The organism is Microbispora sp. NPDC046973, from assembly GCF_040644495.1.
Taxonomy (GTDB): Bacteria; Actinomycetota; Actinomycetes; order Streptosporangiales; family Streptosporangiaceae; genus Microbispora.
The window spans coordinates 373,557-396,572 of record NZ_JBEYWQ010000002.1 but is presented as its reverse complement, the minus strand read 5'-3'; the positions used below and the strand labels follow the sequence as shown (position 1 = coordinate 396,572).

19 protein-coding genes are annotated in these 23,016 nt (G+C 72.8%); 10 read left to right on the top strand and 9 right to left on the bottom strand.

Features of this window, described 5'->3' with window-relative positions; translation table 11 throughout:
• Nucleotides 1–82 precede the first annotated feature (82 nt).
• Nucleotides 83–1,282, top strand: coding sequence for a hypothetical protein (locus ABZ860_RS05885; protein WP_357215655.1), 1,200 nt, complete (start codon nt 83–85; stop codon nt 1,280–1,282).
• Nucleotides 1,283–1,371: 89 nt separating this feature from the next.
• On the opposite strand, the gene ABZ860_RS05880 is transcribed toward ABZ860_RS05885, so the two are convergent.
• A complete protein-coding gene (locus ABZ860_RS05880) occupies nt 1,372–1,866 on the bottom strand; it encodes a hypothetical protein (protein WP_357215652.1) in 495 nt (164 codons plus the stop codon).
• Nucleotides 1,867–1,878: 12 nt separating this feature from the next.
• On the bottom strand, nt 1,879–2,643 hold the full coding sequence (locus tag ABZ860_RS05875) for an alpha/beta fold hydrolase (protein ID WP_357215649.1): 765 nt from the start codon (nt 2,641–2,643) through the stop codon (nt 1,879–1,881).
• Nucleotides 2,644–2,762: 119 nt separating this feature from the next.
• Between ABZ860_RS05875 and ABZ860_RS05870 the strand changes: the two genes are divergently transcribed.
• Both ABZ860_RS05870 and ABZ860_RS05865 read left to right on the top strand, forming a co-directional pair.
• Complete coding sequence (locus ABZ860_RS05870) at nt 2,763–3,461, top strand: lysophospholipid acyltransferase family protein (protein WP_357215647.1); 699 nt, start codon at nt 2,763–2,765, stop codon at nt 3,459–3,461.
• A 237-nt stretch (nt 3,462–3,698) separates the two neighbouring features.
• Entirely contained in the window at nt 3,699–5,237 is a 1,539-nt protein-coding gene (locus tag ABZ860_RS05865; RefSeq protein WP_357215644.1) for an MDR family MFS transporter, read from the top strand.
• A 270-nt stretch (nt 5,238–5,507) separates the two neighbouring features.
• Here the strand turns inward: ABZ860_RS05865 and mmuM are convergent, their stop codons facing one another.
• The 4 genes from mmuM to ABZ860_RS05845 form a co-directional block, all read right to left on the bottom strand.
• Nucleotides 5,508–6,362: a homocysteine S-methyltransferase gene (mmuM, locus tag ABZ860_RS05860; RefSeq protein WP_357215642.1), complete on the bottom strand. Its 855-nt coding sequence runs from the start codon at nt 6,360–6,362 to the stop codon at nt 5,508–5,510.
• Nucleotides 6,363–6,513: 151 nt separating this feature from the next.
• A complete protein-coding gene (locus ABZ860_RS05855; protein WP_357215640.1) occupies nt 6,514–6,981 on the bottom strand; it encodes a MerR family transcriptional regulator in 468 nt (155 codons plus the stop codon).
• A 335-nt stretch (nt 6,982–7,316) separates the two neighbouring features.
• Nucleotides 7,317–10,067: a VIT domain-containing protein gene (locus tag ABZ860_RS05850; protein ID WP_357215637.1), complete on the bottom strand. Its 2,751-nt coding sequence runs from the start codon at nt 10,065–10,067 to the stop codon at nt 7,317–7,319.
• Nucleotides 10,068–10,071: 4 nt separating this feature from the next.
• A complete protein-coding gene (locus ABZ860_RS05845) occupies nt 10,072–11,076 on the bottom strand; it encodes a MerR family transcriptional regulator (RefSeq protein WP_357215635.1) in 1,005 nt (334 codons plus the stop codon).
• A 376-nt stretch (nt 11,077–11,452) separates the two neighbouring features.
• On the opposite strand from ABZ860_RS05845, the gene ABZ860_RS05840 reads away from it, so the two are divergent.
• The gene (locus ABZ860_RS05840; RefSeq protein WP_357215633.1) at nt 11,453–12,553 is read left to right on the top strand and encodes an alkaline phosphatase PhoX; all 1,101 of its coding nucleotides are present in this window, start codon (nt 11,453–11,455) and stop codon (nt 12,551–12,553) included.
• Between the two features lie 77 nt (nt 12,554–12,630).
• On the opposite strand, the gene ABZ860_RS05835 is transcribed toward ABZ860_RS05840, so the two are convergent.
• Nucleotides 12,631–13,539 carry a bifunctional helix-turn-helix transcriptional regulator/GNAT family N-acetyltransferase gene (locus ABZ860_RS05835; protein ID WP_357215631.1) on the bottom strand — a complete coding sequence of 303 codons (909 nt, stop codon included), beginning with the start codon at nt 13,537–13,539 and terminating at the stop codon, nt 12,631–12,633.
• A gap of 262 nt (nt 13,540–13,801) precedes the next feature.
• On the opposite strand from ABZ860_RS05835, the gene ABZ860_RS05830 reads away from it, so the two are divergent.
• The 4 genes from ABZ860_RS05830 to thiI all read left to right on the top strand — a co-directional run bounded on the left by ABZ860_RS05830 (nt 13,802) and on the right by thiI (nt 18,356).
• Nucleotides 13,802–14,827: a 6-phosphofructokinase gene (locus tag ABZ860_RS05830; RefSeq protein WP_193202794.1), complete on the top strand. Its 1,026-nt coding sequence runs from the start codon at nt 13,802–13,804 to the stop codon at nt 14,825–14,827.
• 183 nt (nt 14,828–15,010) lie between these two features.
• Complete coding sequence (locus ABZ860_RS05825; protein ID WP_357215628.1) at nt 15,011–16,261, top strand: DUF5931 domain-containing protein; 1,251 nt, start codon at nt 15,011–15,013, stop codon at nt 16,259–16,261.
• A 107-nt stretch (nt 16,262–16,368) separates the two neighbouring features.
• Complete coding sequence (locus ABZ860_RS05820) at nt 16,369–17,019, top strand: response regulator transcription factor (RefSeq protein ID WP_357216318.1); 651 nt, start codon at nt 16,369–16,371, stop codon at nt 17,017–17,019.
• Between the two features lie 140 nt (nt 17,020–17,159).
• Nucleotides 17,160–18,356, top strand: a complete 1,197-nt coding sequence (gene thiI / locus ABZ860_RS05815; RefSeq protein ID WP_357215625.1) for a tRNA uracil 4-sulfurtransferase ThiI — start codon at nt 17,160–17,162, stop codon at nt 18,354–18,356.
• A 90-nt stretch (nt 18,357–18,446) separates the two neighbouring features.
• On the opposite strand, the gene aroF is transcribed toward thiI, so the two are convergent.
• Nucleotides 18,447–19,505 carry a 3-deoxy-7-phosphoheptulonate synthase gene (gene aroF, locus ABZ860_RS05810; protein WP_357215622.1) on the bottom strand — a complete coding sequence of 353 codons (1,059 nt, stop codon included), beginning with the start codon at nt 19,503–19,505 and terminating at the stop codon, nt 18,447–18,449.
• 250 nt (nt 19,506–19,755) lie between these two features.
• Here aroF and ABZ860_RS05805 point away from each other — a divergent pair, with 250 nt between their 5' ends.
• Complete coding sequence (locus ABZ860_RS05805; protein ID WP_357215619.1) at nt 19,756–20,376, top strand: sulfite oxidase-like oxidoreductase; 621 nt, start codon at nt 19,756–19,758, stop codon at nt 20,374–20,376.
• Between the two features lie 27 nt (nt 20,377–20,403).
• Nucleotides 20,404–21,546: a histidine kinase gene (locus ABZ860_RS05800; protein ID WP_357215616.1), complete on the top strand. Its 1,143-nt coding sequence runs from the start codon at nt 20,404–20,406 to the stop codon at nt 21,544–21,546.
• Between the two features lie 40 nt (nt 21,547–21,586).
• Here ABZ860_RS05800 and ABZ860_RS05795 read toward each other — a convergent pair whose 3' ends face one another.
• Entirely contained in the window at nt 21,587–22,954 is a 1,368-nt protein-coding gene (locus ABZ860_RS05795; RefSeq protein ID WP_357215613.1) for a HAMP domain-containing sensor histidine kinase, read from the bottom strand.
• Nucleotides 22,955–23,016: the final 62 nt, after the last annotated feature.

The window sequence follows — 23,016 nt, the reverse complement described above, 5'->3', positions numbered from 1 at the left end:
ACGGTCGCGTCCCCGCGTCTCTAGGTAGTCGGATTCGCGACCTGTGTGACGGGGAGTGCCCGGTCCCCCGTACGATCGTTTCATGACCCGCCGCCTCATACGGCGTGCGGTGCCGTTGTGTGTGCTGTCCGCCGGCCTGCTGGCCGGACTCCTCCCGCGCGCCACATCGGTCGCGCACGCGCACGCAGGGACCGTCCGCGCCCAGGCGGAGCGCAGCCCGTCGGGCGACGAGGTCGCCCAGGACGCCGGCTCCTCCACCGGACGGCTCCGGCCCGACGGCTCGCTGTCCGACGTGGCCGGCCTGTCGGCCAAGGACGTCTGGGCCGTGGGCCAGCAGAACGCCTGGGACTTCTGGCGCAACCAAGGAATCATCACCCACTGGGACGGCTCCTCCTGGAGCGAGGTGCCGATCCGGGGCGACGCCACCGGCGCCGGCCACCTGCGGTCGGTCGCCGCCGCCTCCGCCACCGAGATCTGGGCCGTCGGCGACGGCCACGACGGCCTGCCGTACGTCGCGAAGGGCTCGCGCGACGGGTTCGACCGCCTCGGCGTGCCGCAACTGCGCACCGGGGACTGGCTCGGCGGGGTCGCCGCCTCGTCCGGACGGGTGGTCGCGGTCGGCAGCAGGGACGGCAAGGCCTTCCTGCTGAGCAGCGGCGGCTCCGGCAAGGGCACGACCTGGAAGACCGGCCAGGGCCCCGCGGGCGCGATGTACGGCGTGGCTCTCGCGGGCCGGTCGGACGGCTGGGCGGTGGGCGACTCCGGCTCCGGGCCCCTGGCCATGCGCCTGACCGGGAGCGGGTGGAAACAAGCCGACCTGCCGGAGATCAAGGGCGGCTTCCTGCGGGACGTCTACGCGGACGGCCGCAAGCGCGCGGTCGCGGTCGGCGGCGTCTACCAGAGCGACGGCGACATCGCCCCGCTGGTCCTCGACTGGGACGGCAGGCACTGGAAGCGGGTGACGCCGCCGGAGCGGCGCGCGGAACTGTACGGCGTCACCGGCGACGGCGACGGCGTCTTCTGGATCTCCGGATACGACCCGAGGCACGACGCGGAGGGCCTGCTGCTCCGCTACGACGGATCGCGCTGGACCACGCTGCGCGGCCCGGAGCCGGCCGAGGACCGCATGGTGCGGCTGCAGGCGGTCGCGCACGTCGGCGACCTCACCGTGGCGGTCGGCCACACGCTGGACGACAAGGGCCGCTACACCGACCTCGTGGAGCGGTTCGGCCCGCCTCCCGCCGACGGCGACACGGTGAAGGCGGCTTCCGAAGCCGAGTGAGAACCCCCGCACGCCGAAAGCGGCCGGGGCGCGCGGGTGCGGCCGGGCGACCGCGCCGGCGAGCGCCGGGGGTCAGGCGACGCGGAGGGTCAGACGACCGCGCCGTCGTCCCAGCCGGAGTCGGCGGGCGGGCCGTCGCCCATGCGCACGACCAGGATCACGAAGCCCGCGATGAACGCCGACACCGCGGCGAACACGATCCAGCCGTCCATCGGCCAGTCCAGCAGCGCGGCCAGGAGCAGATAGGCGGGGCCGCCGAACAGCGCCAGCCAGGAGAGCCGGCTGAGGGTGTCGCCCTGCGGAAGCGGTGGAGGGGGCGGCGGGATGTAGTGGTCGTGGTCGTCGTCGCCGGCCGGGGTGGGCGCCTGTTCCTCGCCGGTCCGGTCGTCGTCCTGGACCTCGTCTCCGGGAGCCTTGCCGCCGGGAGCCCCGCCGGAGGCGTCGTCGCCGTCGCCCGCGTCGGTCTCCTCGGAGACGTTCTCCCGGTCAGGCCATGGTTGTTCGGCCGAGGCGTCCTCGGCTGTCTCGTTGAACGAGGCGACGATCTGGCGCCAGACCTCGTCCTCGTCACTTTGCGGCGTCACGTCGATCCCGGGTCACAAGTCCTTCGTCAAGGGTACCGAGGCGTGGGAGCGGATGAACTCCAGGCTCCCTTCGAAGATCACAGGCGCGTCGTTGTCGAGGGTGGCGACATGGTAGCTGTCCGCCAGCTCTCTGACCTCCAGATTGTTTCCCATTCTCGCCTGCAGGAACGCGACGCTCCCCGGCTTTACCACGTGGTCGTTCCTGCTGTGGAACACCAGCACCGGCTGGGTCACCTTGGCGATGTCGGACTGGACGAGCTTCCACAGCCGGGGCAGCGTGGCGGCGGCCCGGACGGGCGTGCGCGGATAGCCGAGCTCGCTCATGCCCTCCTTCTTGATGTCGCCCGCCACCCCAGGGATCGAGCGTACGACGTACTTGAGCGCCGGGGCCAGCCGCAGCAGCGGCACGTCGTTGACCACGGACGGATTGACCACCACGACGCCCGCGACGGCGTCGCCGTGGACCTCGGCCAGGCGCAGCGCCATGCAGCCCCCGAGGGACAGGCCCATCACGAACGCCTCCGCGCACCGCCCGCGCAGGTCGGCGAACGCCTTGTCCAGCTCGGCGTACCAGTCCTCCCAGCGCGTGCGGCTCATCTCCTGCCACGTCGTCCCGTGTCCGGGCAGGCGCGGCAGGGACACCGTCAGCCCCGCCTGAGCCAGGTGTTCCCCCCACGGCCGCAGCGACTGCGGCGAACCGGTGAACCCGTGACAGAGCAGGACGCCGATGTCGCCGCCCTCGTGGTGGTACGGCTCCGCACCGGGCAGCACTGGCATTGGGTGACCTCCGTGAAACGGCGGCGTGTTCCGCCCGATACTCGCACGTTGGTCACCGTTAGTGCGAGAGGGCTGGGCGTGCGAAGATGACTGCACATCCGAGCCGAGGGGGTGCCCGCGTGTTCTACTGGGTGGTGAAGGCCATCCTCTGGCCGATCCTCCGCTTCGTGTTCCGCCCCTGGGCCGAAGGGGTGGAAAACGTGCCTAAGGAGGGCCCGGTCATCCTGGCCGGCAACCACCTGTCGTTCGCCGACCACTTCTTCGGGGCCGGATTCCTGCCGCGCAAGGTGATTTCTCTGGGCAAGGCCGAATATTTCACCGGCCGCGGGCTCAAAGGAGTGGTGAGCCGCGCTTTCTTCTCCGGCGTCGGCACCGTCCCGATCGACCGTTCCGGCGGCAAGGCGAGTGAGGCGGCGCTCCGCACCGGTCTGCGAATCCTCAGGGAGAACCAGGTGCTCGGCATCTACCCCGAGGGAACCCGCTCGCCGGACGGCCGCCTCTACAAGGGCAAGACGGGCGTGGCCCGGCTCGCGCTGGAGTCCCGGGCGCCGGTCATTCCGTGGGCCATGGTCAACACGTTCGAGATGATGCCTCCCGGCCGGCCGTTGCCCAAGTTCGGCATCCGCCCCGGCGTCCGGTATGGCAAGCCGCTCGACTTCTCCCGCTACTACGGCATGGAAAACGACCGCCTCGTGCTGCGCGCGGTCACCGACGAGATCATGTACGCGCTGATGGAGCTGTCGGGTCAGGAGTACGTCGACAAGTACGCCGCCGCGGCCAAGACGGAAACGACCAGGGCAGCTCGCGAGAATTCCTAATACTTCCGGACCGGACGGGTAACGTGGCGGTGTCCGCCGCGCACGTTGGGACGTTCAGGCACGTTCGGATGGAAGGCGTAGGAGCATGCCAGCACGCAGGCACCGCGCATGGGCCCAGCCCGGCGCCGTGAGGGACGGAGCGGACGACGGCCCGGACGGCCCGTCCACGGCCCCGGCGAGCAGGTCCGCCGCGTCCGGTGGGGCCGCTGCCCGAGACGCCGCTCGCGGGTGCCCCGCATGAGCGTCCGCGAGGAGCAGCAGGCCGACACCGGTTATCTGCCGCACCGCCAGATCCTGGTGGTGCTGTCCGGGGTGGCGGCCGGAATGCTGCTGGCCGCCCTCGACCAGAGCATCGTCGGCACGGCCCTGCCGCGCATCGTCAGCGAACTCGGCGGCCTCGACAAGCTGTCGTGGGTCGTCACCGCCTACCTGCTCACCTCGACCGCGGCGACCCCGCTGTGGGGCAAGATCTCCGACCTGTACGGCAGGCGGACGATCTTCCAGGCCGCCATCGGCATCTTCCTGCTCGGCTCGGTGCTGGCCGGGCTCAGCCAGAACATCGGCCAGCTCATCGGGTTCCGGGCGATCCAGGGCCTGGGCGGCGGCGGCCTGATGGCGCTGGCGTTCAGCATCATCGGCGACGTCATCCCGCCGCGCGAGCGCGGCCGATACCAGGGCTACTTCGGCGCGGTCTGGGGCACCTCCAGCGTCGCCGGACCGCTGCTCGGCGGTTTCTTCACCGACGGCCCCGGCTGGCGGTGGATCTTCTGGATCAACCTGCCGATCGGGCTGATCTCGCTCGTCGTGACCTCGATGGCGCTGCGGATCCCCTTCACCCGCCGCAGTCACCGCATCGACTACCTGGGCGCGGCGCTGATCGTGGCCGGGGTGTCGTGCTTCCTGCTCTACCTCGACTGGGCGGGCGGCGAACTCGGCTGGACCGCGCCCGGCTCGCTGGCCCTGCTGACCGGATTCGTGGCGCTGGCGGCGCTGTTCGTGTTCGTCGAACTGCGGGCGGCCGAGCCGATCCTGCCGATGCGACTGTTCCGCAACAAGATCTTCAGTGTCGGCAACGGCTTCAGCTTCCTCGCGGGCCTGGCGATGTTCGGCGGCATGATCTTCCTGCCGGTCTACCTCCAGGCCGTCCAGGGCATGTCGCCGACCGTGTCTGGCCTGGCGCTGCTGCCGGCGGTCCTCGGCATCTTCTCCACGTCGATCACCTCCGGCCAGATCATGAGCAGGACCGGCCGATACAAGATCTTCCCGATCCTGGGCGGGGCCGTCCTCCTGGTGGCCATGTGGCTGCTGTCCACGATCGAGGTGGACACGCCGTACTGGCAGGTGGCGGTCTACGCCTATCTCTTCGGCGCCGGGCTCGGGTTCACCATGCAGACGATCGTCACGGCGATCCAGAACGCGGTGGAGCGCGGCGACATGGGCGTGGCGACGAGTTCGACGACGTTCTTCCGGATGATGGGCGCCGCCATCGGCACGGCGATCATGGGTGCGGTCCTCACCAACCGGCTCGCCCACCACCTGACCACCGAGTTCGGCGGCAGGATGCCGCCGGGGCGCGTGGACGCCAACAACGTGCAGGCGATCCAGCGCCTGCCGCAGCCGGTCAAGGAGCACGTGCTGGTGGCGTTCACCAATGCGATCGACGACGTGTTCCTCGCCAGCCTGCCCTTCGTCGCCCTCGCGCTGGTCGTGGCCTTCTTCCTCAAGGAGATCCCGCTCGCCGCGCGGAGCACCGAGGGCCCGGCCGCGATGGGCTGACCCCGCGTCTGGTCGGCGGCGTGTAGTCCGCGGGGTGTGGTCGGCGGCGTGCGGCCCGGGGCCGGGCGGCTCGCCGCCGGCGTGGCGCGCGGTCTCGCGCCTATACAGACGCGCGGTCTCGCGTTTGTTGAAAGGGCCGAGCCGGTGCGGAGCATTGCCGGGTGAGGGCCGGGTGAGGGCCGGGCCGCGGCGGTCTCCTGCGCGAGGTCAGGCCGGCGACCGGTGGTGACGAACTCGCGACGCCGGCCTCGCCGCCCCCCGGAGCGGAGCTCAGGTGAGGTGGGAGCGGATCTCGCGGATGTGGGCCGGGGTGGTGCGGCAGCAGCCGCCCACGTAACGGGCGCCGAGCGAGGCCCACCCGGCCGCCGCCCTGCCGAACTCGACGGGATCGGCGAGACCCAGCCAGCGCCGGTTCGCGGCGTCCCACGTCTCGCCGGAGTTCGGGTAGACGATCGAGGCTCCGTGCTTGATCAGGTCGGGTATGAACCGCGGCGCGGTGCAGTTCACGCCCACGGCGACCACCTGGGGGAGGCCCGCGAAGATCGCCGCGCACTCCTCGAACGGCGTCCCGTCGCTGACGTGCTCGCCATCCCGGCAGGAGAAGGTGACCCACGCCCGCACGGACGGCGTCTCGCGCAGGAGCCTCGCGAGCGCACGGGCCTCGGCGTGCGAGGGGATCGTCTCGCACGCCAGCAGGTCGGCCCCGGCGTCGGCGAGGATCTCGAACCGCTCCCGATGCCACTCGGTTAGGCCGTCCTCGTCCAGGTCGTAGTCGCCGGTGTACTCCGCGCCGTTGGCCAGGTAGGCGCCGTACGGCCCCACGCTCGCGGCGACGAGCCCGTGCCCGGCCTCGTCCCTCGCCTGTACGGCAAGCGTCACCGACAGCCGGATGAGCTCGCGCGCCTTCGGGGGGGTGAGGCCGTGCCGTACGAACCCGGGGACGCTCGCCTGGTAGCTCGCCGTGGTGGCGACGTCGGCCCCGGCTTCGTAGTAGTCGAGGTGCGCCTGACGGATGACGCCGGGATCGTCGGCGAGCAACCGTGCCGACCACAGGTCGTCGCTCAGGTCGCAGCCGAGTGTCTCCAGGTGCGTGGCGAGACCACCGTCGAGGACGATTGGGTTCATACCGGGCAACACTACGTGCTCGCGCAGGGTACGGGCGTTGTGGCCTGGTCGGCGAGACGAGTGCTCCGGTGCCTCTGGCCGGTTCGGGGCCGAGCCGGCGGCGGGGCCGTGTGCGGGGGAACCGGCGGCGGGGCCGTGTGCGGGGACCCGCTCAGCGGGCACTCGCCGGGCGGCGGGGCGCCCACAGCCGGTCGGCGTCGCCGGCGGCGAGGCGGCCTCGATAGACATCGATCTTGTGGTCGATGAGTCTGAGGTTCTCCTGGACTTCGGCGAGCTTGGCGGCCACCTCGGCACGGTGGGCTTCGAGGAGAGCGAGCCGTTCCTGCTCGTTGCCGGCCCCGGCGGAGACGAGCTGGGCATAGCGGCGAATGGCCTTGATGGGCATGCCGGTCGCCCGCAGCTTCGTGCAGATGACGATCCATTTGAGGTCGAGCGGGCGGTAACGCCGCCGGCCGCCGGCGGTGCGGCCGACGGGAGTGACGACCAGGCCGGCGCGTTCGTAGTAGCGCAGCGTGTGCACGCTGACCCCGGTGCGGCGGGCGGCCTCGGCGATGCTCATGCCCTCCTGCGGGTCCGGGTGGGCGGGTTCGGGCATCGCCTGCGAATCGACTTCGAGCACGCTCTAAATCCTAGCGACGCCCCGGGCGAGGAACCGATCGGCGATCCCACGCGTTGGCGGCACATGGGGCTGAAAGGGCTCATCAATCGGTTGCTGCGCCGCCGGTCTCCCGTCCCCGCAGGTGGACGCGACGATCGGCCCGACACGGGAGGGGTGAGGGAGCCGCGGCGTCCCGCACCCACCCCGCCGTCCGACGTCATTCGCCTACCGGAACCCTCGTAGGGGCTCCGCCCGCAGCGGAACCCGAACCGATGCGGCCGGGCCCGGCTTCCCACCGGTGTCCCGGCCGCACTCGCTTCAGCCCTGCCGTGTGGCCGCCTCTCCCGGATGCCGTCTCACGAGCGCTTCCAGAAGGGACGCCGGCCCTCCTTGGCACCGGGGGCGGAGCCCGTGGAGCCCAGGGCATCCGGGAATGTGGAGCCTGGGGACGTGGAGCCTGGGGACATGGAGCCTGGGGACATGGAGCCCGCGGATGCGGAGCCGGAGCGGCCGGTCAGGGCGGTCAGCAGGTCGGCCGTCCGCCGCCAGAGGTCGTCGAGCGAGACCTCGGCCCACTCGGCCCTTTCCAGGTCGGCCGCGAGCGCGGCGAGGTCCGGGTGACCACCCACCATCTGGGCGACGACGCGCAGGCGACTGGCGAGATCCGCCAGGTAGCGCCGCCGCTCCCGCTCGGGCAGCGACTCCGCCTGCCCCAGCTTCGCGAGCTCTTCGGCCAGCAGGGGCCGGATGCCCTCGAAATCCGTGGCCGGTGCCATCTTCTCTCCAGGTTGTGGAAGGAAGCGACCGACGGAGAACCCGCGGGAGGCCCGCCGCCTCGGAGCCGGTGCGGGCGCGGCGGCGTAAGGCGGAGCCGGAGGCGCGGCAGGGGGTGCGGCAGGAGGTGCGCCGGGCGGCGGGGCCGCCGCGATGGGCCGGTCCGCAGCGGAACCGGAAGGTGCCACCGGGCCGGCCGTGGTGAAGGCGGCCATCTTCGCCATCATCGGAGCGCCCGCCGCCGTCATCGGCATCGCGGTCGGCATCTCCCACCCGCTCGGCGGTTCGACCGGCTGGATCACCCGATGCTCCGGTCCGCCCTCGCCGGTGACCCGGGTGTCGACCGCCACGAAGGCGGTGAACCGGCACAGCACGCCGAAACGCAGCGAGGTGTCCACGATGCGCTGTTCGAGGGAGTGGTCGCCCATGGCGTACCGGTCCTCCAGACCGCGCAGGTGCGCCCGCGCCCACACGGCCCTGGCGGCCGGGCCGTGGGTGGGACGGCCCTCGATCCGCTCCTCCCAGGGGCGGCCGTCGGCCGTGCGGCCCTGCACGGTGAGGGCCCCGGCGGGGCGCAGTCCCCGGTAACGGCCGCTCACGACCAGAGGGACGCCGGGGTAGAGCGAGCCGGCGTGCGTGACGGTGTCCGCCACGAGGTCCATGCCTTCCGCCTTCAGCGCGACGTCCGTCACCAGTGGCGAGCCGATGCGGCGGTGGATGTGCTCCATCGCCGCGTCGAGGCGGTCCTCCGACTCGACCAGTTCGCACCGGCCCGAGCCGAGCAGGGCCAGCCGTCCGAGGAACCCGGCGTTCACCGCCCTGTCGATGCCCACGGTGTGCACCCGGACGCCGTGCAGCCGGGCGCCGATGCGTTCGAGGATCTCGTCCTCGTTGCCCACCTGGCCGTCGGTCACCAGGACGAGCACCCGATCGCGTGCCTGCTCCCGGGCCGGACCGGATCCGCCGTGCCGGTCGCCCTCGCCCAACCGGGCGGGGTCCGTGCCGGTGGCCGCACCCGGGACGGGCGTGTCGTGGCCGTCGAGTAGCCGCAGGGCCTCCTGCAGGGGAGCGAGCAACTCCGTCCCCCCGCGGGCGTCGAGCCGGGACAGGTGCTCGACGGCGCGGTATCGGTTGCGGTCGCTCGCGTCCACCAGGCCGCCGGAGAAGGCCCGCTCCACCACCGAGTCGAACGAGAGCACGGCGAAGCGGTCATGCCGGGTCAGCGTGTCGACGATCCGGGCGCCGGCGCGCCGCGCGGCCACCATCTTCCAGCCCGTCATGCTGCCGGAGCGGTCGAGCAGCAGGACGACGTCACGGGACGCGGTCCCGGTGGCGTCCTCCTGCGGCGGCAGCAGGGTCAGCACGAAGGTCCCCTCGGCGTCCGCCGTGTTCCTCGCGGCGTCCTCCGTGGCGTCCTCCGTGGCGTCCTGCGCGGTGTCCTCCGCGGTGTCCTCCACAGGGTCGCTGCCGCTGCCGCCGGCCGTGCCCTCGGCGGGTGAACCGGCGTCCGCGGCGTCGTCCGCGGCGTCGTCCGGGACGAGTGCGAGCGACGAGGAGGCGTCGAAGGCCAGGCGCAGGATGAAGTCGCGGTCGAGCCGCTCGCCGGGCCGCAGCCTGATCGTGTCGCCCTCCCGCTCGACCTCGTGCAGGCTGGAGCGGACCTCCCGCAGGTCGAGCCCGGCGGAGTCGATCGTCGCCGCGAGCGACAGCCGTACGGGGTAGGGGAAGCCGGGAAGCAGGACGGGCGGCGTGATCCGGGAGGCGTCGGGCACGGCGTCGGTGTCGGGCGACACGCCGCCACCGGCCGGAGTCCCGGGCAGCGGAGCCCCGGGGATGTAGCGGGGCGCCACGACCAGCGGGAAGCGGAACTCGGCCGCGCCGTCCTCGTAGGGGAGCGGCTGGCTCAGCGTGAGGCGGACCACCACCCGCTCTCCGGGGACGATGTTGCCGACCCTGATCGTGAACACGTCGGGCCGGTCCTCCTCGGCGATCGCCGCGCGCCTGCCCTCGGCGAGCGCCCGGTCGTAGTCGGCCCGTGCCTGCCCGCGCTCCTTGAGCACGCCGTCGACCACCCGATCGTCCGCCTCCATCCGGAAGGCGGTGACCGCGGCCCGCGGCGGCAGCGGGAAGACGTAGGTCGCCTCCAGCGACACGTCGAAGGCGTTGCGGAAGGTCTGGACGACCTCGACGCCTGCCACCAGTCCGGTGACGCGGGCGGCGACGTCCACGCTTTCCAGCGGAAGGTTGCCCTTCTCGGTCTCCAGCGCTCCAAGCCCGGCGTCCGGCACGGGCCGGCACTCATCCGGCCGCAGAGGTGTGATGGGAACGGTCATGACGTCATCCCTCCAGCGTGTCGGAAGCGTGTTGATCGAGTGCCGAGGCGTCGTGGGGGTCAGGGGCGCCGTCGAACGGCCCGGCCAGACCGAGCGCGGCGAGGGCCGTGAGGAGCGGCGCCGCGGCCCGGCGTAGCGCGGCCACGTCGTGACCGTGCGGAGCCCGGCGGGCCGGATCGAGCAGGACCGTGACCCCGGGTGCGAGCCGCACACCGTGCACGATGTCCGGCAGCGCGGTGTTCGTGGGCACGGTGTTCGTGGGCACTGCGTTCGTGGGCAGGATGTTCACGGGCATGGCGTTCACGGGCACGGTTTCCCTGTGCGTGATGCCTCCGTGCGCGGTGACGGGGTCGGAAAGATCAGCCGGGGAGTGGCCGGAGCTCGCCGTCGCGGCGGATGAGGGCGGACGCGCCCAGAAGCGGTCACGCGCCGCCGGGCGCGCGACGTCCGGCATCGCGACGTTCGGCATGGCGGGCTCGGCGCCGGTTTCCGGCCTCGTTTCGCACCAACCGGGAGCCGGCGGTGCCGCGGTGCCCGGCGCGCCCGAGAGGTGGTCGGCGGTGTTCGCCGTGACCGGGGCCGCCGGGCTGCCCGGAGGAGGCGGGACGAGCGGCCGGGGCACCGGTCCGGACGGCGGCTCGGTGAGCCCGGCGACGCGCTGGAGCATGGCGTCGGTCGCTCCCGCCAGCTCCGCCTGGATGGCGGCGATGGACAGGCCGTCCGCCTGACGGCGCTTCACGGCCACGAGCTGGAGCAGGTGACGGCGGCCGTAGAGGGCCACCCGGCCGCGCCGCCCCAGCGGAGGGTCGAGCAGCCCGATCGTCGTGTACCAGCGGATGAGACGTTCGTTCGGCACCTCGCGGACCCTGCCGTTCAGGCGTGGCTCCGGACCGTCGGCGCGTCGCTCCGGGGCGTCGTCGCGAGGCCCCTGGCCGTGGGCGTGGCGCTCCTGACCGAGCAGGTCCGCCGCCCGCTCCGCCAGTTCGCCGATCGTCCAGGTGTCGCTCATGCCTTCACAATGACACTGTCACAATGACACTGTCAATGTCGCTTCCGTAACGTGGCCGCACGGTTTTCGAAGAGTTCGTCTCGGCGAGGGACGCCGCTTCTCCCGCCGTTCACGCGAGACGGGTCGACTGGGCGCCGCGACGTGTGCGACGTGCGGCCACGGGACAGGAAGACGCAGGACAGGAAGACGCAGGACAGGAAGACCGGGACGAGAAACACGGGACTGGGACAACCCGGTCAGGTGCCCGCCGGGCGGGTAGGGGAGCGAGGTGGTCCCGGCCCGGTCCGGGGGCGGCGGCCGCGCGGAACGAACGAACGGCCAGGCCCGTCGTGGGCGGACCGGCATGACCAGGGGCAGGTCGAGGAGGCGGTCAGCGGTGCAGGGTACTTCCGTCCGATCGGCGGCGATCTCGGCGCTGCCGGGAGCGGTGTGGCGCACGACGTTCGCACGGCCCGGCGACGGACGCGAGCCGCCCGGCAGGAGCGAGCCGTGCGGGCAGGGTGATCCGGGCGGCCCGTTCCCGGCGGACGTGCTGCGGGCCCTGCCGCCGGGCTTCGCCGGCCGGATCGTGGCGCGGTCGGGAGAGCGGGCCGGGGGAGTGGTCTGGCACGCGGCGCCGGACGGCGGTGGATGCTTCCCGGACGGAGACGGCTGGATATACGTGTCCAACTGCGCGCTGCCGCTGCTCGGCGGCGTGACGGCGCTGCGTTTCGCCCCGGACGGGACCCTGCGCGGCGGATATCGCATCCTGTCGGGCGCCGACCGCAGCGGGGCCGGCGCCGTGACACCGTGGCACACGTGGGTGTCGGGCGAGCGGACGGCGTACGGCCGGGTCTTCGAATGCGACCCCTACGGCCTGCGCGCCCCCATGCCCCGGCTCGCGATGGGCCTGTTCACCCACGGCGGCGTGGCCTGCGATCCCGACCGCGGCGTCGTCTACCTCACCGAAGGGGAGCCGGACGGATGCCTGTACCGCTTCCGCCCGGACGACTGGGGCGACCTCACGACGGGCGTGCTCGAGGTGATGGTCGGCGACCCCGGCGAGGAGTCCGTGGCCTGGGCGCGGGTGCCGGTCCCCGCCCTCCGCGACCATGTGCCCCTGCGGGAGCAGGTGAAGGGGGCCAGGAGGTTCGCGGGCGGCGCCGACTGCCACTGTTCCGACGGCCTGGTGCGGTTCGTCACCGAGGGAGACGGCCGGGTGTGGGCGTACGACGTCGCCCGCGAGTGCCTCACGGTGCTGCACGCCGCGGACGGCGGGTCAGGCGGCGCTGCGGACGGCGAGATCACCCTCGTCGCCGGGGACCGGGCGGTGCCGTTCCTGCGCCTCACGGGCGGCTGGACCGTCGCGGGCCCCGCGATGTCCCCCGCCGGCGACAGGCTCTACTTCTCCTGCCGTCCGCCGCAGGACACCCCGCCGGCCCCGGCCGCCGTGACCGTCGAGGTCCGCGGGCCGTTCCGCGATCTCATGCCTGCCTGAATCGCGAGGGCGGCCGCTCCCGCGCAGGGCCACGCCGACCCCGGCATGGGATCATCCGCGCGGTCGGACCCGGAAGGTCACAGGTCCCTGGCCCATACCTGATCGTTGACGGCGATGCCCGACTCCTCGCCCGGGTGCTGCTCCACCAGTTCGAACCCCGCGGCCTGGTAGATCCTGCGGGCGCTCGCGAGCACGTCGCGGGTCCAGAGCACGATGCGCCGGTAGCCGGCCGCCGCGGCGAAGCGCAGGCACTCCTCGACCAGCCGCCCGCCGATGCCCAGGCCGCGCGCGGACGGCTCGACCAGCAGCAGGCGGAGCTGGGCCGTCGTGTCGTCCTTGCGTACGCAGAAGACGCACCCCACCGGCTCGCCGCGCACCTCGGCGATCCAGGCCGCCTCGCGGCGGGGGTCGTGGTCCTCGACGTACTCGGCGACGATCCGCGCGACCAGGGCCTCGAACGCGGCGCCCCAGCCGTACTCCTCGCTGTAGAGGACCCCGTGCCGGTGCACGACCCAGCCGAGGTCGCCCGCCCGCGGGGGTCGGATCACGTACGGCTCGCGCCGCTCGGCGGGCTCCAGCAGGCTCCGCACGGTGCCCATCGCGGTGACGAGCCGCCGGCGTTCGGGATCGGTCAGCTTCGCCAGCAGGGCCTCGATCTCGGCGGCCGAGCGCCGGTCGAGGACGGCGAAGGTGTCGCGGCCCTTGGGGGTGAGCCGTACGACCTGGCGGCGGGCGTCCTCGGCCGACCGCTCCCGGGACACGAGGCCGTCGCTTTCGAACCTGGCGAGGATCCGGCTCAGGTAACCGGGGTCGAGACCGAGCATGGCCCTGATGCCGGCGGCGTCGGCCGTCTCCCTGGTGCCGAGTTCGAACAGCACCCGCGCCTCGGTCAGGGAGTAGGAGGTGTCGTGCATTCCCGCCCCGAGGACGCCGATGACGGACGTGTAGAAGCGGTTGAACGCACGGACTTCCGGAACAATGTCCATTTTTCCCTTGCCTAACTCAAGGAAATGGTTGACGGAGTCAAAGATAGAGCTGCGGCGAGCCGTTGGGAAGACGCCTCTCACGACGCGCGCGGTCTCGCCGTGCGAGACTGAGTTGGTCTGGTCGGCCGGGTGGCGTAGCCTCTCCTTTTGGTCTAGACCATTGAGATAGGCTCAGGCAGAATGCGGTGCGGTGGAGCGCCGGGTCTGCGTCGGGCCGGCCGCGCCTTTCCACGCGTAATCCCAGATGGAGGAAGAACCCGTCATGCGTATTGGAGTCCTGACCGGAGGCGGCGACTGCCCCGGGCTGAACGCGGTGATCCGCGGCGTCGTCCGCAAGGGCGTCGGCGTGTACGGGCACGAGTTCGTCGGATTCCGGGACGGCTGGCGTGGCCCTCTGGAGGGCGACACCATGCCGCTCGACATCCAGGCCGTCCGGGGCATCCTGCCGCGCGGCGGCACGATCCTCGGCTCCTCCCGCACGAACCCGATCAAGATCGAGGGCGGCGTCGAGCGGATCAAGGAGAACCTCGCCGCGCAGGGCGTCGACGCGCTCATCGCCATCGGCGGCGAGGACACGCTGGGCGTGGCCAAGCAGCTGTTCGACCGCGACGTGAAGGTCGTCGGCGTGCCCAAGACGATCGACAACGACCTCAACGCCACCGACTACACCTTCGGCTTCGACACCGCGGTCAACATCGCGATGGAGGCCATCGACCGGCTGCACACCACCGCCGAGTCGCACCACCGCGCGCTGATCTGCGAGGTCATGGGCCGCCACGCGGGCTGGATCGCGCTGCACGCGGGCATGGCCGCCGGCGCCAACGTCATCCTCATCCCCGAGAAGCCGTTCGACATCGAGAAGGTCTGCGCCTACGTCGAGTCGCGCTTCAAGACCCGCTACGCGCCGATCATCGTCGTCGCCGAGGGCGCCCACCCGCTCGAGGGCCAGATGGCGCTGCAGGCGGGCGAGCTGGACGCGTTCGGCCACGTGCGTCTCGGCGGCATCGGCGAGGTCCTCGCCAAGGAGATCGAGAAGCGCACCGGCAAGGAGGCCCGCACCACGGTCCTCGGCCACATCCAGCGCGGCGGCACCCCGACCGCCTACGACCGCGTGCTCGCCACCCGCTTCGGCCTCGGCGCGATCGACGCGGTGCACGAGGGCGACTTCGGCAAGATGGTCGCGCTGCGCGGCACCGACATCGTCCGCGTCGCCCTCGCCGAGGCGACCGCCGAGCTCAAGACCGTGCCGGTCTCCCGCTACGAGGAGGCCGAGGTCTTCTTCGGCTGATCGGCCGCGGGCCCGTCACACGGCCCCCGCACCATCCTGTACGGCTCCCGCGTCGCCCCGCGGGAGCCGTACGCATGCGAGGCCCCGGACGGCACCAAGTGCACCCCCAGGGCGCGGCGATTGCTCGAGTATGTGAGCGGAGGGCACGGCCCTCCCGGCTCGATCAGGAGAGGGCGCCGCGCGATGGGCATCGAGGGACCGTTCTGGCGGGCGATCGCGGTCTTCCGCGTGGCGTCGCTCGCGTACGCGGCGCTGCTCGTGCTCAGGGCGGGCGGCTACGCCCGTCCCGCCGTGGCCTGGGCCGTCGTCGGCGTCATGGCCGTCTGGACGGTCGTCATGCTCGTCCCGCGTCCCGCCGCGCGGCGGGGGCCGCTGCCGGCCGCCGACCTCGTCGTCACGGCGGGATGCCTGCTGGCCACGCCGTACGCGCAGAGCCGCGGTGACATGTTCGCCGGGGCGATCCCGATCACGGCGACCTGGGTGGCCGGCCCCGTCCTGGCGTACGGCGTGGCGCGGGGACGCCGGGCCGGTGCGGTCGCCGCCGCGATCATGTCGGCGGCCGACCTGTGGCTGCGCAGCGGCAACGGGGTCGACCTCGCCTCGATCCCGGTGAACGGCGCCGTGCTCATGTTCATGGCCGGAGTCGTCGTCGGGCATGTCGCCCAGCTCGCGCGGCAGGCCGAGGAGCGCATGCGGCGCGCCGCGCGGATCGAGGCGGCGGGCCGCGAGCGGGAACGGCTGGCCCGGGGCATCCACGACTCGGTGCTCCAGGTGCTGGCCCTGGTGCAGCGCAGAGGCGCGGAGATCGGCGGCGAGGCGGCCGAGCTCGGCAGGCTCGCCGGGGAGCAGGAGGCGGCGCTGCGCGCGCTGGTGCAGGCCCCGTCCGTGGCGCGGGCGCCGGACCCCGCCCCGCCGCCCGGACTTCGCGGCCGGTTCCGGTCGCCGGCGCGGCCTCGCCGTCCCCTCGTGGGCGAAGGGACCTCTTCCGAGCCGGACCTCACGGGGACCGGCCCGGTGGAGCCCGAGGCCGATCTGCGCGACCTGCTGCGGCCGTACGGCACCTCACGGGTGACCGTGTCCGCGCCCGCGACACCGTTGCCGCTGCCGGCCGAGAGCGCGCGGGAGGTGGCGGCGGCCGTCGGCGCGGCTCTCGACAACGTCGCCCGGCACTGCCCCGAGGGCACCCGCGCGTGGATACTCGCGGAGGAGGACGGCGGCGCGGTCGTCGTCACCGTACGCGACGACGGGCCGGGCATCCCCGAGGGCCGGCTGGAGCAGGCGGCCCGGGAGGGGCGCATGGGCGTGGCCCGCTCGATCCGGGGCCGCGTGGCCGACCTCGGCGGAACGGTGGCGATCACCTCGTCGCGGACGGGAACGGAGATCGAGCTGTCGGTCCCGGTGCGGGCGGACGAAGGGAACGAGAGGCGGTCGTGAGCGGAGACGAACGGCTGCGCGCGGACGATCCCGCGCGCCCGGCCCCGGGGGCGGGGGCCGAGGACGGAGCGGCGGCCGGCGGCCGGGAACGCCCGCGCGTGCGGGTGATGGTGGTGGACGACCACCCGATGTGGCGGGAGGCGGTCGCCCGGGACCTGAGCGAGGCCGGGTACGAGGTCGTCGCCGCCACCGGGGAGGGCCGTCAGGCGCTGCGCGTCGCGGCGGCCGTGCGGCCCGACGTGGCGGTGCTCGACCTGCGGCTGCCGGACCTGCCGGGCGTGGAGGTGGCCCGGGGGCTCGGCGCGTCGGCGGCCCCGCCGCGCGTGCTCGTGCTGTCGGCCAGCGCCGAGGAGGCGGACGTGCTGGAGGCGGTCAAGGCGGGCGCCTCCGGATATCTCGTGAAGTCGGCGAGCCGGGAGGAGTTCCTGGACGCGGTCGGCCGCACCGCCGAGGGCGACGCCGTCTTCACTCCCGGCCTGGCCGGGCTGGTGCTGGGGGAGTACCGCAGGCTGGCCCACCGGGCGACCGGCCCGGGCCGGGACGCCGCGCAGGACGGCCCCCGGCTGACCGACCGGGAGACCGAGGTGCTGCGCATGGTCGCCAAGGGCCTGACCTATCGGCAGATCGCCGAGCGCCTGGTGCTGTCGCATCGCACCGTGCAGAACCACGTGCAGAACACGCTGAGCAAGCTCCAGCTCCACAACCGGGTCGAGCTGGTCCGCTACGCGATCGAGAAGGGCCTGGCCGGACTCGACTAGAGGCCGATCGGCGCCGTCGCGGCGACGGCATTACAGTGGGGAAGCCCGCATCGCCGTGACGCGTTGTCCTTGGCGTATGTCCCCCGGCCGTGCCCTCCCCGGTGTGACGGCCGTCCATGTCCGTCCGGAGGTTTCCACAGATGACCATGACCGCCCTCGGAGAGCCCTCGGTGCTGCTCAAGTTAGGCGAGGTGGTTCTGAAGGGCCGGAACCGCGAGATCTTCGAGATGCGCCTGCGGGCGAACATCAAGCACGCTCTCAAGGACCACCGGGTCGACATCCGCCAGCGGCACGGGGTGATCGCCCTGTTCCTGCCCGCGGGGACCGCAGTGGAGGAGGCCGAGGCGGTGGCGGCCCGCGTGGCCGACGTGCCCGGGATCGTGCTGGTCCACCTGGCCTGGCGGGTGGCGAAGGACCCCGACTCCATCACCAAGGCCGCGATCGAGCTGATCGGGGACAGCGACGAGGTGGCCCGCAAGGCGCGTTTCGCCGTACGGTCGCGGCGTCGTGACAAGCGCTTCCCGCTGCGCTCCAACGAGCTGGACCGCGTGGTCGGCGGGGCGATCAACGACACCTACGGGCTGCCGGTCGACCTGAGCAACCCGGAACTGACCGTGCACATCGAGGTGGACAAGGACGAGGCGTTCCTGTTCACCGGGGGCCGGCCGGGCCAGGGCGGCCTGCCGGTCGGCTCCAGCGGCCGGGCGCTGGCGCTGCTGTCCGGCGGCATCGACTCCCCGGTCGCCGCCTACCGCATGATGCGGCGGGGGCTGCGGGTGGACTTCCTGCACTTCTCCGGCATCCCGTTCACCACCTCCGAGTCGATCTACAAGGCGTACGCGCTGGTGCGCAACCTGGACAAGTTCCAGGGCAAGTCGCGGCTGTGGGTGGTGCCGTTCGGCAAGGCGCAGCAGTCGATCAGGAACTCCGGCCAGGACCGGCTCGCGGTGATCGCGCAGCGGCGGCTGATGCTCAAGACGGCCGAGGAGGTCGCCCACCGCATCCACGCCGAGGCGCTGGTCACCGGCGACAGCCTCGGCCAGGTCTCCTCGCAGACCCTGGCCAACATCACGGCGCAGGACCACGCCGTGGACCTGCCGATCCTGCGCCCGCTGATCGGCCTGGACAAGACCGAGATCATGGCCGAGGCCCGCAGGATCGGGACCCTCGAGATCTCCGAGCTGCCCGACGAGGACTGCTGCACGCTGCTCGCGCCCCGGCAGGCCGAGACCCGCGCGAAGATCGAGGACCTCAAGCAGATCGAGAGGCGCCTGGACGCCGAGGACCTGGCCGCCCAGCTGGCCGACTCGATCCAGCCGTACAAGCTGGACGTCTGAGACGGCCTTCGTCCTTCACGCCCGGCCGGGACCCGTAACCGCCTGACGCGGTTCCCGGGCCCCGGCGGGGGCGCGACAAGGCGGGCGGGTTCAGGCGGGGACCGGGGACGCCGCCGTCGCCGCGGTGGTCGTGACGGTCGCGCTGCGGCCCACCAGCGGAGGGAAGTCGCGCATGACCGCCGCGAGGTCGTCCAGGTCGCCGTTCACCAGGGCCTGCGGGCCGTCGCACAGGGCCTGCTCGGGGTGGGGGTGCACGTCGACGATCAGGCCGTCGGCCCCGACCGCGACCGCGGCACGCGACAGCGGCAGCACGAGGTCGCGCCGGCCCCCGGAGTGCGACGGGTCCACGATCACCGGCAGGTGCGACAGCCGCTGCACGACCGGGACCGCCGAGATGTCGAGCGTGTTGCGGGTGGCGGGCTCGTAGGTGCGGATGCCGCGCTCGCACAGCACGATGTCGAGATTGCCGCGCTGGGCGACGTACTCGGCCGCCATCAGCCACTCCTCGATGGTCGCCGTCATGCCGCGCTTCAGCATGACCGGCTTGCCCGCCGCGCCCACGGCCTGCAGCAGCGCGAAGTTCTGCGCGTTGCGGGTGCCGACCTGCAGCATGTCGGCGTACGATGCCACGAGCGCCACGTCGTGGGCGTCCACGACCTCGGTGACGATCGGCAGCCCGGTCTGCTCGCGCACCTCGGCCAGGATCCGCAGGCCCTCCTCGCCCAGCCCCTGGAAGGCGTACGGCGAGGTGCGCGGCTTGTAGGCCCCACCGCGCAGCAGCGTCGCGCCCGCCGCCTTGGCCATCAGCGCGGCCTCCAGCGTCTGCTCCGGCGTCTCGACCGCGCACGGACCCGCGATCAGGGTGACGGTGTCCGGGCCGATCGGCACGCCGCGCACGGTCACCGTGGAGCGTTGGGGATGGTTCTCCCTGCTCACGAGCTTGTACGGCGTGGAGACCCGCACGACGTCCGCGACACCCGGCATCGCGCGCAGGTTCAGCGTGGCGAACTGCTCGACGTCGCCGATGAGGCCGATGATCGTACGGTTCACGCCGCGGCTCGCGAACGCCTCCCCTCCGGCGGCGGCGACGAGGTCGGCGATCGCCTCGATGTCGTCCTGGGTGGCCTCGGGGGTCATGACGATGACCATGGTGACTCCTGTCGGTGTGGATGGTGCGGGTCCGGAAAACGACGAAGGCCCCGGGTCCGTGTGGACCCGGGGCCTTCGTTCGCCGTGGCTGTCAGCGCAGCGCATGGAGGCGATCGGTCCTCACGGGTCCGTCGCCATACCAAAACGACCAAGCGGTGCGCATGTGACGCAATATAGCGCACGCTTCCTTGATCGTGCCGCACCCGCACCCCCGGGGTCCGGTGCGGCCGCCTTCCGGGCGGATGGCAGGATGGCGTGCGTGCCGGAGAAACCTGAGGAGGAGACGCGCCTGCCGCCGGGCCAGTACGTCCCCCGCGGACGGCCCGTCGTCCACTACGGGCGGGTCCCGGCGTTCCGCCCTGAGACGTGGCGTTTCCAGGTGTTCGGCGCCACGGCCTCGGGCCGGGTCCACGAGTTCTCGTGGGAGGAGTTCTCCGCGCTGCCCAGGACGACGGTCGTCGCGGACTTCCACTGCGTCACCAAGTTCTCCCTCATGGGCAACGAGTGGGGTGGCGTTCCCACGTCGGCGCTGCTCGACCGCGTCCCCCCGGCGCCGGGCGTGCGCCACGTCATGGTCTGGGCCGAGTACGGCTACAGCGCCAACCTGCGCATGTCCGACTTCGACCGCCCGACGACGCTGTTCGCCACCCACCTCGACGAGAACACGCTGTCCCCCGAGCGCGGCTATCCCGTACGGATCGTGGTGCCGCACCTGTACGCCTGGAAGAGCGTGAAGTGGGTGCGCGCGGTGGAGTACCTGACCGAGGACCGGCGCGGCTTCTGGGAGGAGCGCGGCTACCACAACGTGGCCGATCCCTGGAAGGAGCAGCGCTACTCATACCAGGAGGACCCGGGCGACGGCCCTCCGTGAGGCCGCCGAGCGGCTACGGTGTCCGGCGTGTCTTCAGCCGTGTGGGTCACGTTGTGCGCGCTCTGCGGGGTCTGCGGCGGCGCCCTGGGCCGCGCCCTCGCCTGCCGGCGGCCGGCCCCCGGCGAACTGCCGGGGGAGGCGACGTTCCTCGCCCTGCGCGTCGCCGGGCTGGCGGCGGGCTCGCTGCGCGCCGGACTCACCCGCGGCTCCGCCCGCCGCGCCGCACGGCACCTGCGGACGCTGCTCGGCACCGCGGGCCTGGTGCTCGCCACGAGCGAGCGCGTCCTGGCCAGGGACGGCACGGGTGCGCCGGCGGACGAGGCGGTCCTCGCGGAGGTGCGCGCCGCCCTGGCGGGCGGCAGGCCGCGCCGCGCCCCCGCCGCGGGCGGCGACCGGCACGGGGTGGTCGTCCCCCTGACCGTGGAGGGCCGGGTGGTCGGCGCGCTCGCGGCGTACGACGCGGAGATCGGCGCCGCCATGGTGCGCACGGCGGCCGAGGTGGGCCGCTGGATGTCCGGCCAGCTCGAACTCGCCGAACTCGGCGCCTCCCGCAGACGGACCCTGGAGGCGGAGGCGCGGGCTCTGCGCGCGCAGATCTCGCCCCACTTCGTGTACAACTCGCTGACCACGATCGCCTCATTCGTCCGGACCGATCCCGAGCGCGCCCGCGAGCTGCTGCTCGACTTCGCCGACTTCATCCGGTACGCGCTGCGCCGGGCGGCCGACTTCACCTCGCTCGCCGACGAGCTGAGCTGCGTGGACCGCTACCTGCTGCTGGAGCAGGCGAGGTTCGGCGACCGGCTGCGCTTCACCGTCCAGGTCGCCCCCGAGGTGCTGCGCGTCGACGTGCCGTTCCTGTGCCTGCAACCCCTGGTGGAGAACGCCATCAAGCACGGCATGCCGGGGGAGGTGCGGGTCGTGATCAGGGACGCCGGGCCGGAGGCGCACATCTGGGTCGAGGACGACGGCGTCGGCATGGACCCCGAGCATCTGCGGGCCGCGCTCGCCGAGGAGAGCAGCGGGATCGGGCTGAGCAATGTGGATCTGCGCATGCGCCACCTCTACGGCCAGGACTACGGGCTCATGGTCGAGACGGCGCCAGGCAAGGGGACCCGCATCCGCCTGCGCATCCCCAAGACCCGCCCACGCGCCGTCGCTGCCCGCTCCTGAACCCCGGCGGCGAGCACGTGCGCGAACGCCCGGGTCAGGCTCAGCCGGTCAGGAGCGGGAGCCGGAGGACGAACCGGGCGCCGTGCGGGGAGTCCTCCACGCACAGGCTGCCGTCGTGCGCCACCGCGATCGCCCGGCACAGGGCCAGGCCGAGGCCGCTGCCGTCGGGGTCGAGGCGCCGTCCCGCCTCCAGACGCGTGAAGGGTTCGAAGATGCGCTCCCTGTCCTTCTCATCGACGCCGTCGCCGTCGTCCAGCACGACCACCAGCGCCTGGGCGCCGGCGCGCTCGGCGCTCACGTCCACCTGGCCGGTGGCGTGGCGCTGCGCGTTCACCAGCAGGTTGGTCACGATGCTGGCCAGCTGCACGCGGTTGCCGAGGACCCGCACGTCCGGCTCGGCCCTGGCGTGCACCGGCACGCCCGTGGTGCGCGCCGCCGCCTCGGCGCGTACGAGCGCCCCGAGGTCGACCGGCTCGGACGAGCACGGCGTGTTGCGGAGCCGGGCGAAGGCGAGCAGCTCGTCGATGATCTGCTGCATGCGGTCGGCGGCGGGCAGCGTCCTTGCGATCGCCTGCCGCGCGTCGATCTCCGGGTAGAGCAGCGCCTCCTCCAGCCCCGTGCGCAGGCCGGTGAGCGGGGACTTGAGCTCGTGGGACACGACGGCGGCGAACTCCCGCTGCCGTGTGACCGCCGACTCCAGCCGGCCGAGCGTCTGGTTCGCGGCGCGGGCCAGCTGTGCGATCTCGTCCCGGCCGGACGGCTGCGGCACCCGCAGGGACAGGTCGTTGGCGTTGATCTCCGACATCCGCTGCCGGATCGCGTTGATGGGACACAGGATGCGGCCGGTCGCCCGCCAGGTCGTCCACGTCCACAGGGACGCCAGCAGCACCCCGCCGGTGCCGATGAGCAACTCCAGCCGCTGCCCGCGCAGGGCGGGCGGCTGGTCGGTGCCGGCGTAGACGAAGTGGGGCTCGCCCCTCCAGAGCTCGCGGGCCTGGAACGACGGAACCCGGGCGGCGGTGAGCATGACGCACCGCTCGCTCTCGGGGCACTCGGTCACGTCGCGGAAACGGTCCTCCTCGGTCGGCCGGACCGTGCTCAGCGGCCGGTCGCCTGCCATGGGCCCGGCCGCCGTCACCCGGCCCCGCGAGTCGACGAGCTGGACGAGCGGGACCCGCGCCGTCGGCGTCGGCGGCGGCACCTGCCCGCGTTCCATCAGGCCGATCCACTCGGTGGCGACGCGGCGCGTCTCCATGAATATCTCGCTCTCGACCCGGTGCCGGATCAGCAGGCACAGGCCGACCGCGATCACCGCGGCGACGAGCACGGACACCGCCGCCACGGCCAGCGTCACCCGCGCCTGGATGGAGTGGGAGAGGGGAAGAAACGTGCCCAGCCTGATCCTCATCGACGTTCCTCGTTGGGCCTGGTCTCCTGTCAACGGTAAGCAGCCCTGGTAGACAAAACGTC